This window comes from Sphingobacterium wenxiniae (genome assembly GCF_900116225.1).
GTDB classification, from domain to species: Bacteria; Bacteroidota; Bacteroidia; order Sphingobacteriales; family Sphingobacteriaceae; genus Sphingobacterium; species Sphingobacterium wenxiniae.
On sequence record NZ_FOZZ01000007.1, the window covers coordinates 256,217 to 273,004 of the forward strand.

General features: G+C 44.2%; 7 protein-coding genes. 2 read left to right on the forward strand and 5 right to left on the reverse strand.

The window, feature by feature from the left end; translation table 11 throughout:
* The first annotated feature begins 146 nt into the window (after positions 1-146).
* Both sov and BM375_RS11260 read left to right on the forward strand, forming a co-directional pair.
* On the forward strand, positions 147-7,172 hold the full coding sequence (sov, locus tag BM375_RS11255) for a T9SS outer membrane translocon Sov/SprA (protein ID WP_244525884.1): 7,026 nt from the start codon (positions 147-149) through the stop codon (positions 7,170-7,172).
* Between the two features lie 132 nt (positions 7,173-7,304).
* Complete coding sequence (locus BM375_RS11260; protein ID WP_093366105.1) at positions 7,305-7,787, forward strand: GAF domain-containing protein; 483 nt, start codon at positions 7,305-7,307, stop codon at positions 7,785-7,787.
* A gap of 3 nt (positions 7,788-7,790) precedes the next feature.
* Here BM375_RS11260 and BM375_RS11265 read toward each other — a convergent pair whose 3' ends face one another.
* The 5 genes from BM375_RS11265 to BM375_RS11285 all read right to left on the reverse strand — a co-directional run.
* Complete coding sequence (locus BM375_RS11265; RefSeq protein WP_093366107.1) at positions 7,791-8,705, reverse strand: WD40 repeat domain-containing protein; 915 nt, start codon at positions 8,703-8,705, stop codon at positions 7,791-7,793.
* 85 nt (positions 8,706-8,790) lie between these two features.
* A complete protein-coding gene (locus BM375_RS11270) occupies positions 8,791-10,452 on the reverse strand; it encodes a YfgM family protein (protein WP_093366109.1) in 1,662 nt (553 codons plus the stop codon).
* Positions 10,453-11,010: 558 nt separating this feature from the next.
* On the reverse strand, positions 11,011-12,246 hold the full coding sequence (locus BM375_RS17485) for an OmpA family protein (RefSeq protein ID WP_244525885.1): 1,236 nt from the start codon (positions 12,244-12,246) through the stop codon (positions 11,011-11,013).
* Positions 12,247-13,132: 886 nt separating this feature from the next.
* Positions 13,133-14,143: a PorP/SprF family type IX secretion system membrane protein gene (locus tag BM375_RS11280; RefSeq protein WP_093366113.1), complete on the reverse strand. Its 1,011-nt coding sequence runs from the start codon at positions 14,141-14,143 to the stop codon at positions 13,133-13,135.
* A gap of 143 nt (positions 14,144-14,286) precedes the next feature.
* On the reverse strand, positions 14,287-16,788 hold a 2,502-nt coding region (locus BM375_RS11285), incomplete at its 5' end, for a DUF7507 domain-containing protein (RefSeq protein WP_139227571.1).

Genomic DNA, 16,788 nt, shown 5'->3' on the forward strand with positions numbered 1-16,788 from the left:
TTGTAGATTATTGCCTACAACAGCAGAGTTTTCACTCTTTTTAACATAAAAAGAGCTCTTTACATTTTTTAACAATTGTTTTTTCATAAAAATTGGTGGATATTTGTTCACTATTAATCGCTGATTAATTAATTTGTGAAAGAACCTTGAAAACACTGTATTATATAGCTAATACCTTATTCACGTTGGTGTTGTGCTACTCATTTGCGCTTGCTCAGCAGGTTACACCCGCCAACGATAAGAATCATCCAGATTCTCTGAATATCCCTTATAAATTCAAGGACTACCCTTTTTTGAACCTTCCTAAGACCTATAGCCCTGTTACTTTAGGTTCTCCGACAAATATTGAAAGAGAAATCTATTACGACACTGAACTCCAACAATATGTTATCCGAGAGAAGTTGGGCACTAAAATGTATCGCCCGCCAGTCTACATGACATTAGACGACTACAAAGATTATGAATTCAACAGATTGAAAAAGAATTATTGGGAAGAACTGGCCGCGAAATCACTCATGGAAGAGCGAAAACGCAGGCTTATCCCCATTATTGAAGTGAGCAGCCCTACGTTTCAGAAAATATTTGGAGGCAACACCATCGAAATCAATCCGCGTGGGAGTGCGGATATCATTTTTCGCGGACAGCGCAACACCAATGCAAATCCGATGTTCAACGAGATACAACGGAAGCAATGGGGAATTGATTTTGACCAAAATATCAACCTAAACTTATCAGGTAAAATCGGTGAACGGGTGAAATTGAATGCTAATTTTAACTCAAGGGCGCAGTTTGATTTTGAAAACCAGATACGTTTTGATTATGTCGCGAAAGATGATGCCATCCTACGCCGCTTAGAGGTTGGTAACGTCAATATGGCACTGAACAGCACTTTAATTCAGGGATCGGAGTCTTTGTTTGGTGTAAAAGCCCAGCTACAGTTCGGTAAACTCATGTTTACGGGATTAGTCTCTCAACAGCGTTCCCGCCAGAAAGAATTTACCATTAGCAATGGTGCGCGTGAAAGTGAGTTTGACATCCAAATGGACAACTACGAAGCCAACCAACACTATTTCCTTGGTCAATATTTCCGGGACAACTACAATAATGCTCTGCAGCATGCCCCTATCATCAATACCAATATCAACATTACGCAGATAGAAGTTTGGATAAGCAACCGTTCCAATAGCTATGAAGAGGCCCGTGATGTCCTAGCCTTGATGGATCTTGGCGAGTACACACCTTACAACAACATCATTACACGCGAGAGTGCACGCAACCCTTCTACCGGTGTCCCCGGAGAGCTCAGCCCAAATGTTTCCAATAATCTTTTGAGCTTGTTGGGCGATAATGGTCGTTCATCCAACAGCACTTTTGTACAGAGTTTCTTCGGAGGGAGCGGAGGCACAGACAACTACGAGAAATTAACTTATGCCCGAAAATTGATAGAGGGGCGTGACTTTTTCCTGAACCCTAAGTTAGGTTATATCTCCCTTTTAACACCGTTAAACGGAGATCAGGTCTTGGCAGTGTCCTATCGCTACCTCTTAAACGGTGTGGAATATCAGGTCGGTGAATTCAGCACGGACATTCCGGTTACTCCTTCAAACCCGACCATGTTGTACACCAAATTGTTGAAGGCTTCGACATTGAAGACAAGTCTCCCAACATGGGATTTGATGATGAAAAACGTCTATTCGTTGAATTCCTACAACATTACAAACAACAATTTCTATTTACAGATATATAGAACAGAAAACGAGACCGGGACCGAGCGTCCCTCTATGTTTGAAGGACAAAACACCCAAGGTAAAACCTGGTTGCAGATCACCGGACTTGATCGGCTTGACCAGGCGCAAGCCCCTAATCCTGATGGTCTATTCGACTATATTGAAGGCTTGACCATCGATGTTAGACGCGGACGTTTGATATTCCCTGTAGTCGAGCCTTTCGGTAAAGATTTGGCAGACAAATTTGCACCGGGCGAGACAGCTTTAGCCGATAAATATACCTATCCGGAGCTTTATACGCATACCAAGATGGATGCGCAACAGAAATTCCCGAATAAAAACCGCTATTCCATCCGAGGCCGATACAGTTCAACAGCTGGCACAGAATTCCAGCTGGATGTATTCAATCTTCGACCGTCTTCCTTACGGGTGATGGCAGGCGGTATGCAACTTGAACAGGGCAAAGATTATCAGGTCAACTACGAATTGGGGACTTTACGCATCTTGAACGAAGCTTTGGTCATGAGTGGTACACCAATTACCGTATCTGTAGAAGACGACGCTATGTTTGGTCTACAGCAAAAGACCTTATTAGGTGGACGATTTGACTATACGGTCAACGAAAATCTCCACGTCGGGGCTACCATCATGAACCTTACCGAAAAACCATTGACCGAAAAGGTCAATATTGGTCAGGAACCAATGTCCAATACCATGATTGGTGCCGATCTCTCCTATAGTAGTCCTTCTCGCTGGTTGACACGTATGGTCGATAAGCTACCGTTTTTAAGCACCAAGGAAGAATCACATATTTCTTTCTACGGTGAATTTGCCCAGCTTTTACCGGGTCACCCTCGCGGATTAAACACGGCGAACAGCTCACGTGGAACAACTTATATCGATGATTTTGAGTTCAGCGTTTCATGTATTGACATCTTAGGAAGAAATGCATGGCAAATATCGGGTACACCCCGTATGTTCCCAGAATCGGACTTGATTAATGACCTGCAATACGGACATAACAGAGCGTTGTTTGCGTTCTACAACATTGACCCTGTTTTTTACAACAACAGTTCGTTAACACCTCGGAGTATTAATACCAGTGAATTGTCCAACCATCGGGTGCGCGAGGTACAGGAGAAGGAGATTTTTCCATACAAGGAGAGCCGCACAGGTGGGCCTATTTTTATGAATACGCTCAACTTAGCATTCTATCCTACCCTTCGCGGGCCATACAACTATGCAACAACTGGATTGAACAGTGATGGACATTTCACCAACCCAAGAACAAAATGGGGTGGTATATTCCGGAAACTGGATCAGACAGATTTTGAAGCCGAAAACATCGAGTTTCTGGAAATGTGGCTCATGGATCCTACATTGACCAATCCAAACAAAGCAGGTGGTGATATCTACTTCAACTTAGGTAATATCTCGGAAGATATACTGAAAGATGGTAGAAGGTCATTGGAAAATGCCGTTCCGTTAACTGCGGATCTTTCTCAGATTGACCAGACCAATTGGGGGTACGTAGCTAAAAATCAACCTGTTGTTCAAGCTTTTGACAATGATAATGCCAATCGTCTGAAGCAAGACGTCGGTCTGGATGGGTTGAGTAATGCCGAGGAATCATCATTTTTCAGTAGCTTCCTTGCACAATTGCAGGGGACATTGTCTTCCGATGCCTACAGCAAATTACAGAAAGACCCTTCGTCAGATGATTATCAATATTTCCGTTCAAATCAGTTCGATCAACAATCGGCGGGGATCTTGGAACGTTACCAATATTACAATGGCCTAGAAGGGAACTCCCGCACTAACGAACAGTCACAGATAGATTTTGGCGTAGAGACTTCTGCAAATACATTGCTTCCTGACGGTGAAGATCTGAACCGAGACAACACCATGAATGAGATTGATGAATATTTTCAATATCGCATCTCTACCCGTCCACAGGATATGGTAGTCGGACAAAACCATATTGTTGATGAAGTTATTTCTGACGTACGCTTAGCTAACGGAAATACGGAATCTGTAAAGTGGTACAAAATCCGTATCCCATTAGCCGAATACGAAAGCAAGCACGGTGATGTCAATGATTTTAAGACCATACGATTCGTACGTATGTTCATGACCAACTATGCAGATACTGCAGTTATGCGCTTTGGCAAATTGCAGTTCGTACGTGGCGAATGGCGGAAATACAATGGTGAAAATGTAGCGAATAAAGTCATTGCAGACCCTTCTATGGGTGTTGTCGCTTCGGACAATTCTGTATTCAATGTTGCCAATATCAATATTGAAGAAAACGGTACACGCAGTCCTATTCCTTATGTTGTTCCGCCAGGTATTAACAGACAGGTAGACTGGGGCAACAATAATTACAATGTGCCCTTGAATGAGCAAGCCCTGAGTGTAGAAGTGCGAAACCTACGTGATGGATACGGTCGCGGAGCTTACCGTACGGCCATGCACGATTTCCGTCCGTATGGCAATCTGGAAATGTTTATTCACGCCGAAGGACAGAATATATCCGATGGTGATTTTCGTGCTTTCCTCCGTGTAGGTACAGATGACAAATTCAACTACTACGAATACGATCTTCCTCTGCGTATTACACCATACGGGACAACATCTGCAGACTTGATCTGGCCAGAAGAAAACCGTCTTTTAGTAAAAATATCCAAATTCCAAGAGGCAAAAGTCGCACGTGACAATGCTATGCTGAATGGTACACCTTGGCCTTTGGATGTACCATATGAACATTATGATGGGGAAAATAAAATCACGATCGTAGGTACGCCGGACATCAGCAAAGTGCGCTATTATATGGTCGGTGTGAAAAACCCATTACGCGGTACACAGGGAAGTACTAATCTTGATGATGGACGTGCCTTATCGGGTGAGTTCTGGTTCAACGAATTGCGATTAACGGACTTTGACGATAAAGGCGGATGGGCAGCGACAGCGCGCATGGATGTGAAATTGGCGGACTTTGCCAATGTATCTTTCACCGGAACAAAAAGCACCATCGGCTTTGGCAGTATCTCGCAACTACTTAACGAACGCCAACGTTCAGATAACTTATACCTCGACGTAACAACCAATGCCGAATTTGGCAAGTTCTTCCATCCACGTCATGGTATGACCATTCCGTTCTATTTCAACTATTCCAGACAAACGGCAACACCGCAGTACGATCCGTACAATCCAGACATTGAACTGAACACTGCATTGGCAACTTTGTCCAACAATCGCAGAGATTCGTTATTGCGATTAGTACAAGACTTGACGACCCGAAAAAGTTTCAGCTTCACCAATGTCCGTAAGATTAGAACGAACAACGATAACCCAATACGCCCATGGAATATTGAAAACTTTAGTGCATCCTATGCTTACAGTTCGTATCAACACTATGACCACAATGTGGCGAACTCTATACAACGGACCTACAGAGCGGCATTGGATTACAATTTCAGCAATCAAAATGTCAAGTTTATCGAACCTTTCAAAGGCATCAAAAATCCTAATCTAGCGCTTATAAGAGATATCAATTTCAATCTGATGCCATCATTGCTAAATTTCAGGATCGATGTCAACCGTATTTATAACGAAAACACCATGCGTGATAATTCGTCGGACAATGTACTTCCGACTTATTACAACAAAAACTTCAACATGAACCGTATTTACGGTATCAGCTGGGATTTAACGAAGTCTTTACGCTTGGATTTCAATGCTACCAACTATTCCATCATCGATGAGCCAGCTGGTAGGTTGGACGGTATCAAACGTGACACGTTATGGTCCAACTTCTGGAAAATGGGTCGTACAACGGACTACAACCACATGATGAATTTCACCTATACGCTGCCAATAAATAAAATTCCTTATATGGAATGGGTGAATGTCATCGCACGCTATGGCACGCAGTTTAACTGGCATAGCGAACCCTTGTTGTCTCTACGCAACCCTGATATGAACATTGGTAACAGCATACAGAATAACCGCACTATTCAAATCAATCCAACATTGAATTTTAGCAGTCTGTATAACAAGTTCCGCTTCTTCCGCGACAACACACGCCGTGATTCAAAAGGCAGCAAAGCATTTGCAGCGCAACTCCTATCGGCTATTCGCACAATCAATGGGGCATATACCAAAAATGAGGGGCAGTTTTTACCAGGTTATCTACCAAAAACGAATGCGCTGGGTTACGACTTTGATATGAACGCACCGGGTTGGGGATTCTTATTGGGTAGCCAATCCGACATTTTGGAGCGCGCTTTACGAAACAACTGGGTAACAGGTGATACGCTACAAACTCAAATGTATACAAAAACATATGCTGAGAACCTTTCGTTGGTAGCTAATCTCGAGCCAATCAAAGGACTTCGCATCGATTTGACTTTTAACCGTATCGATAACTACAATACCTCCACCACAACGCAGTTCAACCCTGTGACCGGAGATTTAGAAAGTGTGTCACCATACACCACCGGTAACTATAGTATCACACAATTGGCTATTCGCTCTGCCTTTAAAGATCACAACGAGCTTTTCCGCAGTTTCGAGGAAAACCGGATCGTTATCTCAGCGAGGTTGGCTGAGCATAATCTCAACTCCGTAGGTATGGATAGTGAACACTATGCAGATGGTTACGGCAAAGCACAACAGGATGTGGTTGTTAATTCTTTCTTGGCAACTTATCTGGGCAAAAATGTAGAAAGCAGCAGCCTGAACAAGAAACCAAGCTTCCCATTACCTAACTGGCGTATTTCTTACAATCAATTAGCCAATGTTTTGGGGCTTACTGATGTCGTAACCGCGATCGGCATTACCCATGCGTACACCTCGTTATATACGATCTCAGGTTATAATTCCGTACTGCGTTATGAGGAAAGTGATGGGATGCAACTGTCTCGTGATATCAACCAGAATTTCTTACCACAGTTCCAATACGATCAGATTTCCATCATCGACCAGTTTATCCCATTATTGGGGGTTGATGTCCGTTTTGCGAACAGCTTGTCGGCAACATCCGAATTACGCCGCATCCGCAATATGAATTTTAGTTTAGCAAATAGCCAGATGTCCATGATGACAGAAGAGTCTTTTGTCTTTGGAATGGGCTATCGCAAGAATGGTGTACGCTTACCGTTCGGTTGGTTTAGCGATCGCAAATGGAATAGTGATATCAACTTCAAGCTGGATATTGCTATCAACGATCGCAAAACGATTGTCTACCGTTCGGATTTGAATACAGCAGAAATTTCTGCAGGAAACAAAAGTATTAGTCTGAATCCAACATTGGATTATGTTATCAACCAGCAATATAACATTCAGCTGTTCTATAACTCCAATGTGGTGAAGCCGTATACTTCGCAGAATTACGCGACATCCTACACAAATTTTGGAATTAACTTTAGGGTGTTTTTCCAGTAAGAATGGTTAGAGGGTTAATAGGTTAGAGGGTTAGAATGGTTAAGGGGTTAGAATGGTTAGAAGGTTAAACCCTAAACAAATAAACAGGTAACCTCTAAACAACTTAAACTTTAAACCTTAAACAAAGAAAACATGGCAGAAGATTTAATTATCGCTACTGGGACTAAAGAAGAGCAGTATCAGCTTCTTGTCAAACAGATAGCCGCTTTACTACAAGGCGAAACAGATAGCGTTGCCAACATGGCCAATGTGGCAGCGGCATTAAAAGAACAGTTTGATTTCTGGTGGGTGGGTTTTTATATCGTCAAAGGAGATCAATTGGTATTAGGTCCTTTTCAAGGTCCTGTAGCCTGTACACGCATTGGTTATGGCAAAGGAGTTTGTGGGGCCTCTTGGCAGCGTATGGAAACGGTTATCGTTCCTGATGTGGAGCAGTTCCCTGGTCATATCGCCTGCAGTTCATTATCCAAATCGGAGATTGTCGTGCCTGTCCTATGCCAAGGTGTTTGTACAGCTGTTCTAGATGTAGACAGCGAAAAGTTAAACAGCTTCGATGAAGTCGATAAACAATATTTGGAAGAGATTGTCCAATTGCTTGTAGTCAGTGGTCAGTAAAAGTTAATCTACCACCACATCCCACACTTTCACGAGCTTATCATCACTTACAGTGATTAGTTGCTGTGAAAGCGAATGTATACAGGCTGCATTAATAGATAGCCTATGGCTGTCGAACCCTTTTTCTTGACTCACGTTTTTGAGCAAGCTGAGGTTGGACTTATCCCAGAATTTTATGGCTTTATCTCTACTGACGGTTATCAAGAGATTAGAACCGGGATATTGCAGAATATCATATACAGTAAACATATGTGGGGTAAGGTTTTGCTCCACATGCAATCCCTGCCTGCCCAACTGATATAGTTGTGCATCACGCCCTCCCGAATACAACGCTGTATCCGTTGCCAATAGTGCCGTGACAGGCATGGTATGTACAGCAGATTTCGTCAATAATTGATAATCTGCTACTGCATATAGGTGTAGCCTTCCTTCCTTATCTCCAAATACAACCTGCTGCTGGTCGGGATAAAGTGCCAGTGTCCGAATCGTTGTATCTGTTATCCGAAAGCGATAAAGAAGTTCACCGTTTTCCAGCGACCAAATATAGGCCATACCTTCTTCTCCAACAGCAATCAGTTCTTGCTTCTCTGCGATAGCCTGTAAGGAAAAAACAGCTCCTCGGTCTACTTTAAACTTCTTCTCCAAAGTCTGCGTCTCTGTATCCACCAACCACACTTCGCCATTCCGCATTCCTATTGCCAATAAAGATGTCCCTACGATACGGTGTAGCGCATATACAGACGCCGGAACAGCACAGAGAATACGTTTGAATTTTCCCGAAAGGATATCCCATTCCACTACGCCCTTGTCATTGCCTCCGGTATAGAAAGACGTTTCTAGGACTCCATTTTCTACTGCAAAAATAGGGTTCTGATGTCCGGATAAGGTATGTTTAAGGAAAATATCGACTGCGTGCATACCCACAAAGATACATAGGAATATCGGGAATGTAAATTTTGCCGCGCCCCAGACAACATAAAAATATGCCGCCCCAATCTACTACTTACCCAACAGAATAATGATAGCTATTGATTTTTTTCTTTAATCGTTGTTTGGCCTTTTTGACACCTTCCAGAGATACAGAAAGTTTTTCCGCCAGTTCATTGTTGGAGAGATGCAAATTCATCAAGGCTAACAAACGCAATTCCGAATCTGCTAGATCTGGATATTGATTGGTTAATTTTTCAAAGAACTTTGGAAAGTTTGCATTATAAAGATACTTAAATCTGTCCCAATTTTTAGGATTCATTAGATTCAACTCCATCACCTCCCTTAATTCCAAGCTGATATGTTTTGTTTTTTCATGTTCACTTACATGAAAACGTTTATCGGCTATAATCATCCGAATATCATAAACATCCTGATTAACCCGTTCTTCCTGTATAGACGGGATTTCTTCCTTTTTTGATTTCCGCTTGTTATACAGTAACCACCCACCAAATATCAATCCTGCAGTTATAATCGACAAGAACAATATACTATAAATATTTCCCCCATAAGAAACAGATGCCTCTTGCGAGGAGATGCGATTCTGAAACTTTTGTTGCTCCTCTTTCAACTTCAGCAGTTCTATAGACACTTTATTGCCCAACGAAAGATGAAGACTGTTGTATTTATTGAACTTTTTTACCGCTGCTAATTCCCGATCTTTCAACCCCAGTGTATCTAATAGCCTTATCTTTAACGCATAAGCCTCTGAAATATCTTTATATCGGGCAGGTTTCTTTTCTATCCTCCCAATATATGTATTGATATCAGTCATCGACTGTTTGAATTGTCCGAGTTCAAATCGTAGCTCGGCAATTTTCTTTAGAGAGCCCAAAGCAGAAATAATATCACCAAAATCTTTGGTATTGTATTCATAATCTATTTGATAGTTGGCAATAGCTTCCTCCAACTCCCCTTTTTGTAAGTACACGTTTCCTATATTTCCCTTGGCTATCCCCATCCAGGCAGAATCCAACCGTTCTGTAGACTTTACGTACACTTGTTGAAAATTATCTAAAGCTTCATCTAGTTGATTTGTACGAAGGTTAACCAAACCTAAAATGGTAAGTGAATTGTAAAATTCCCGAGGTTTTAGCTGATCATTATTTGCCAATATCTGCTCCAAAGTTTTTGAAGAGAGATCATATTCTTCAATGTCATAAAAATAACGAGATAAGGTAAGATAGTATTTCCAGATATAAGCAATATTCTTTGTTCCAACAGTCTCTGCGGATTCCATAGCTGCACGGAAATAAGCATATGCATTCCCGAGTCGTGCATAAGTATAATAGTAATTTCCTATATTGAAATTCTGGCGGAAGATTTCTGCCTTCAAGTCATTATTTTGTGCTACTTCTAAGGCTCGCTCGTGGTATCTGCTGGATAAGTCATTTATTCTATCATAGCGCATCGAGTGGTAATTGGCGAGGGTTTCATAATACACACAGATAAACGTCTTTTCATCCCTCTTTTTCGCCAATTGCAAAATATACTCTATATTGTTAAGTACTTCAGTCGGATTATGCATGCTAAGATCCAGTGTCAGTATATCAAATGCCTTCAACCCCGCATAATCCGTATCTACCGATTCCAGAGCATGGTAAGGGTTATCTTTTACTTTTTGAGCATATAAAAGACCTGTACTAAATAACAGAAATAAACAAATAAGACACTTCACTTTAATTCACCGTTGACTTTTCTCCATACAAATAAGATGAATAATTTTTCTCGGTTAAAATAAAATTTTCTATTTGTAGCTTTTGAGCTACAATAATATTAGTTACAGCAATCAATTTCTACATAAAAAACATACGCTTCAAAACATCAAACAATAACACTACCGACCAAGGCCTTGTATTTTACATACTATATTACAACAAAAATCCACTTCAACGACATTTTGTGTATGATTAGGTCATCTAATAACTCCTTTTTTTCATCAATAGATAATTAGCTTCTCTATTTTAAGCTTTTTTGTTTTGTTGTGTAACTTTGTAACAAAAAACCATTCGGGATTATTGGGGAAATCACACTACATCGGCCTATGAAAAACATGGAATGACTTGACTGAGTGCGTATTATTACAGCGTAAAAAAGATGATTCGGCATTACCGGGGAGGTAACGCCGAACTACATCTACCTATGAAAAAATACCGAGTGGTATTGCTGTGTGCTTAATTTAGTTGTAAGTTCCCCGTGATAAGTAGTAAGTCATCAGCCCCCACTTATCACTTATTTAAAACTCCAAAACCTCGACCTCCGTTCTCCGATTGGCCTGGTGTTCCTCGATCGTACATGGGACACCGTCCTTACATCTGTTCACCAATCTTGTCTCTCCATAACCCTTCGCTACCAACCTATCACGCGATATACCGCGGCTGACCAGATAGTCTACAGCGGACTGTGCACGGCGCTGCGACAGCCCCTCGTTGTACCTGTGCGTACCCCGGCTGTCCGTATGGCTCGACAGCTCGATCTTCAGCGTTGGGTTGTCTCGCATCGTACGAACCAACTGGTCAAGGACTACCGATGCATCCTTACGGATGTTGTGCTTGTCAAAATCGTAATAGATGTTCTCCAGAACAAACTTATCGCCTACCCTGAAGATAGGCTCAAGACGCAACGTAACGTGTAGTGTCGTATCCTTCGCCGGGTTGATACCCGCTATGCTTGCCGAGTCCGCATGGAAGCCCTGCTTCTCGCCCAGTACCTTATAATCCGTGTTCCTGTCCAAAGTGAAACGGAACTCCGCCTTACCATCACTGCGTACCTTACCCACTATCTGTCTGTTGCCGCTGTACAGCGTAACCGAAGCATCGGGGATAAGTTCCTCCGTCTTCCTGTTCAACGTCAGACCTTCCAGAATGATAATGATCTTCGGCTTGCGGAAACTGTACGAATAGATATCGTCACCCCCTGCTCCTCCGGAACGGTTCGAAGACAGATACCCGATACTGCCATCCTCATCCTCCTGCAACTGGGCGAATGCAAAGTCGTCGCCTGCAGAGTTGATCGGGAAACGAAGGTTCTCCCTGCCCGTGAAACTGTTCCTTTCCCCCTTCGCACGGAAGATGTCCAGTCCACCCATGCCCGCAAATCCGTTGCTCGAATAGTACAGCTCATCCCCCACTACCGATGGGAACATCTCGTCGCCTGCAGAGTTGATCGCTGCACCCGCATTCTGCGGTGCGCCCCAGCTGCCGTCGCCCTGAAGCTCCGAGTACCAGATATCAACTCCACCCAGTCCACCGGGCATGTCAGAGGCATAGTACAGCGTACGGCCGTCTCCGCTCAGGGCCGCATGCCCCAACGAATATTCCTTTACATTGTTGTAGGCAAAGTCCTCCTCTTTCCAACTGTTACCTTCCAATCTGTAGATTTTCAGCTCCAGGTTGTGCCTCCGGAACTTCTGCCCGTTCTCCTTATGCTTTTCGGTATCCTTGCCAGGGTACGTACGTGTAACGTAAAGCACATCCTCCGAGGCGTTCGCGATCGCAGGACCTACGTGCAGCTCCGAGCTGTTGAAGCTCCCATCCATGATCGTCGGGTTGGAAAGAACACCGTCCGCACTCCGCTCAGCGCTGTACACACTAAGGTATGCCTGGCCGGTCATACCGCTGCGCTTGCCGGTCACCATGTTCGGTTCGCCCACATACAGCACACCGTTGCTTGTCGGGAAGACACCGAAGTTCCCAAGGTCCGTGTTAACAGACTGCTCGTTGCGAAGACGGTGGCCCGTAGGATGTTCCATCCACACCACTGCAGAGTCGGCCCCAGCTATCGCAAGCGTAGCTTTCTCCGAGGAGCCATATTTCTCCACATAGCGCCCGTACTGTTCCTTCGCCTCACGGTACTTGCCGTTCTGCTTCAGTACCTCAGCATAGTTCCACAGCGATTCTTCACTGAAATCGTCCGTACCCACGATACGTGCGTACCAGTTCTCCGCCAGTTCGTAGTCCTTCAGGTAAAGGTAGCTCTCCGCCAGACGCTCCATGTCAGAGGTCCGCACTTTCTTCCTGTCCACCAGCTTCTCGTACAGGCCCGCGGCGTTCGCATACTCGTAACGCTCGAACAGCTGCTCTGCACGGTGGCGCAGGCTCGGCTGTTCCTGCGCATGCAGGCCACCGCTCAGCAGGACCAGCGATAGGCCTATATATGTCAGTTTCTTGTTCATACTTTTGCTTCTTTTTTCCTCTCCCTCGACCCCTCTCCCAAGGAGAGGGGAGTACGGAAAGAATTTCTTTCGTCCCTATTTGTTGTTATCCCCCGCAGGGGATGGAATATTTTTGTTGTCCCTAACAGGGCAGATAATGATCCGCCCCTGCGTAACCTTTATCACTTTCAACCGACCACTTTGATCAGAAATAACGTGGGCTCAGGATCTGGCGGAATGTCTGCCCGAACGTGATACCAAGCGTGACCTCGTGCGTGCCGTTCTGCAGACCCCGCATGCGGTTCAGCATGATGTCGTACGAATAGCCGATACGAAACCTGTCCGTCGCATAGAACTGAGCGATAGCCGTAACAGCGTTCGTCGCGCTCAGCTTGGCAGGGGAACGGTCGTAGTACTCCCGGTCGAAGATACGTGCACGTGTGCGGTACCCTCCGCCGATCCAGAACCTGTTGTTGAAGATGAACATCGCGTTCACGTCGAGCGAGGTAGGTCCCTTGAAGTCGTCCTTCACCAGCACGCTCGGACGCAGGTGCAGCCCCTCCTCCAGTTCGAAGAGCGCTCCACCGATAACATAGAGGCTCACATTGCGGTACAGACTCTCCAAAGTGTTCTCGTTGAAACGGAACTCCTCGTTGCTCGAAGCGTTCGCGAAAAGGTCCTGCACGGAAACACCCGCATACCATTTCGGGTTGTAGTAGTACACGCCCAGGCGGATGTCAGGCTTCCAGTTGCTCAGCTTGCCCGATGGGATTACCACATCGCCCGTCTCAACGGCCTGCAGCTTATTCCCGTCAAGGCCGTACTGCGTAACGCCCACACCAACACCTAGCGACAGGCGCTGCGTGTCCTCATCGTCCAGCTGCAGCCGCAGGGCGTAGTTCGCAAAGATCGAGGTTGCCGACTGTGCGCCAAGGCCGTCGGCCGTCACCTGCAGACCGACACCGTGGCGCCGGTTGACCGGGTCAAGGACACCGTCGACCGATACACTCCCCGTTTTGGGGGCTCCGTCCCAGCCCGTCCACTGGCTGCGTAGAGCCATCTGGCCGAACCACTCTTCCTTATAGCCCGTATACGCCGGGTTCACGCTGATCGAGTTGAAGATGTACTGCGTGAACTGGATGCTCTGCTGGGCGTAGCTCTTCATCCCGCCCAATAGCAGGAAACCCAGACTTAGATATTTTATGCTCTTTTTCATTCCTTTTTATGATTGCACAGATTATTTGTGATTGCACAGATTCTGCATGATTATCTTCAATGAGCTCGCAGGCTCCTCTACACTGGTCTGACAAAAAAAGTTAACCGGTTAACCACTTAAACAGTTAACCGATTAAACTTCTTTTATCGCTTCTTGATCAATACATCTCCTTTCAACACGTCTTTACGTCCATTTTGATGTGTCGTAATAATGTAATAGTAGGTTCCTTCATTAAGGTTTGCACCATTCCACTCGTTACGATAGTTGCCATTGCGATAAACTTCATTACCCCAACGATTGATAATCAATACTTCTATCCTATCAAAACCTTCTATACCAACGATCTCAAAGGTATCGTTCGTACCATCACCATTTGGCGTAAATACATTCGGAATAAACAATGGCCGTGGTTTCACTGTTGTGTTCTCCTCATCTGTTCCTTTAACAGATTCGCCCTGAGGATTCACTCCTTCTGCAGTCGCGACATTTTTGATATTCGTAGACTTAAAGTCTTGCAACGAAACTGTATAAGTCGTAGTGAATTGGACTTCTTCTCCCATTCCTAAAACCCCTATCCGTTCATTCATTCCTGTAAGTGGGTCTGTGACAACAACATCAGACAAATCTTGATTACCATCATTTCTTACAGTAATCGTATATGTAATTACCTGCCCTTCTTTATTGACTTCCGTTACATTCGCTGATTTGTTTACGCTCAGTGCATTGATAATCTTAATCGGAATAATCACTTCTTCGGATTTTTCTTCTACTTCATTTCCATTCACATCTTTTGCACGAACAATTGCCTGATTATTAACCGATTCTTTATTGAAGTCTGCTGCTGTCACCGTATAATCCAGTGTAAACACCTTACTTTCGCCTACTTTTAGTGTAGGTATAGTACCTGCCCATTCTGGGAACATTGGATCCAACACGCTTACATCTGTCAGGTTAAGATTACCTGTATTCCGCACAGTCAGGGTATAAACCACTTCCTGACCAATTTTATCGATTTCTGCAGCGTTTGCTACTTTTTCTATCACAAGTTCAGGGTTTTGACAGATATTAATAACCTCAGGTTCATTCGTCACCATATCAGCGCCTGAAAGGTCTGTGTATAACGTACCTCCGGCACGGCCACTTACTTTCGCCTGATAAGTAATACTTCCCTGTTCGATATCAGTATCCTGCACGTCATATACCATATCGTAAATCAAGATGCCTCCAGGTAGAAGTGCGTTTTCGCTACTTCCTACACTCGCCGAACGGAATACTTTCGGACCTGGAGTACCTGCACCTGTAAACAATTCATCGGAAAGTTGGATATCATTCAAAGTCACACCACCAATGTTCACGACCGTCAATGTATAGTTCGCAGGTTGATTCGGAAGTAATTCCTCACAATCTTCATCTGCTGCTAAGCTAATCATAGCTGGAGCTATTCTGCGGAACGTTTCTGGCGATAGCTCTGTATACCTCACGATCAATGCTATTCCTCCTGTTTTACAGATAGACAATTCTGTAGCCTCATCATTATCTATAGCTGTACCAGAGAGATCGGAGTAAGCTGTACCGTTGAACATAGCAGTTACTTTAGCTTGGTTGCTGATACCACCTTCGTTAATATCTGCTTCTTCAACTGTATACGGAGCTCTATAAGTAAGTGTACCACCTGGTAATAGTGAACTAACCGTGCTACCTTCGCTTGCAGATTGGAGGGTAATTTCGCCTATTCCACCAGCTCCAGTGAAATGTTCTTCATCCACCTTCACATTGCTCAGCGTTACATTACCGGTATTTGTTACAACAAACGTGTAGGTAAGTTCTTCACCTACTTCCAATACTGCGCAATCTTCACCTTCTGTATTTACTTTATTATGTGTTTTCACTAAAGCTACAGATGCTGATTGACAGATATTCAATTCTGTTGCTGTATTATTATCCAGTGCCGTGCCAGATTGGTCCGTAACTTCTCCTTGTGGCGATATTGCTGTAACTACTGCAGTATTACGGATAACACCTGCATTTAGATCAGCTTGCCTTACGGTATAAGTCGCTTTGAATATTCGGCTTCGACCTACGGCAAGATTACCTGTCTCATCACTACTGATACTGGACAGACCTTCCATATCATCCACGATATTGATATCGTTCAATATCGTATTACCGACATTCGTTACAACAAATGTATATGTAACGACATCACCTACACGCACTTCCACACAGTCTGTCCCTTCAACAGGTTGCTTATCATGTGTTTTAATCAACGCGATACGGCTGTCTTGTGGAAGCGTGGTCTCGGTCTCTGTATCGTTATCAACTGCTGTACCCGATACATCGCGTACATCACCTGCCTCACTTGTACCTGTAGCAACAGCCGTGTTAACAACCTTGCCTGCCTCGATATCCGCTGCTGTAACCGTGTAGCTTGCTGTTACCTGACCTGTAGCACCAGGTGCCAAGGTAGCTGGAACAACTGCTAGATCCGTGATGCGTAGTTTGCTGTCGTTGACAACAAGGTTATTGACAGTCACGTTGCCGGTGTTGGTAACTGCGAACGTGTAAACGATCTCGTCGCCTACTTCCGCACGGCTCGCATCTCCTTGATAAACGCCTGTTTTAACCAAAGCTATACTGCCTTCACG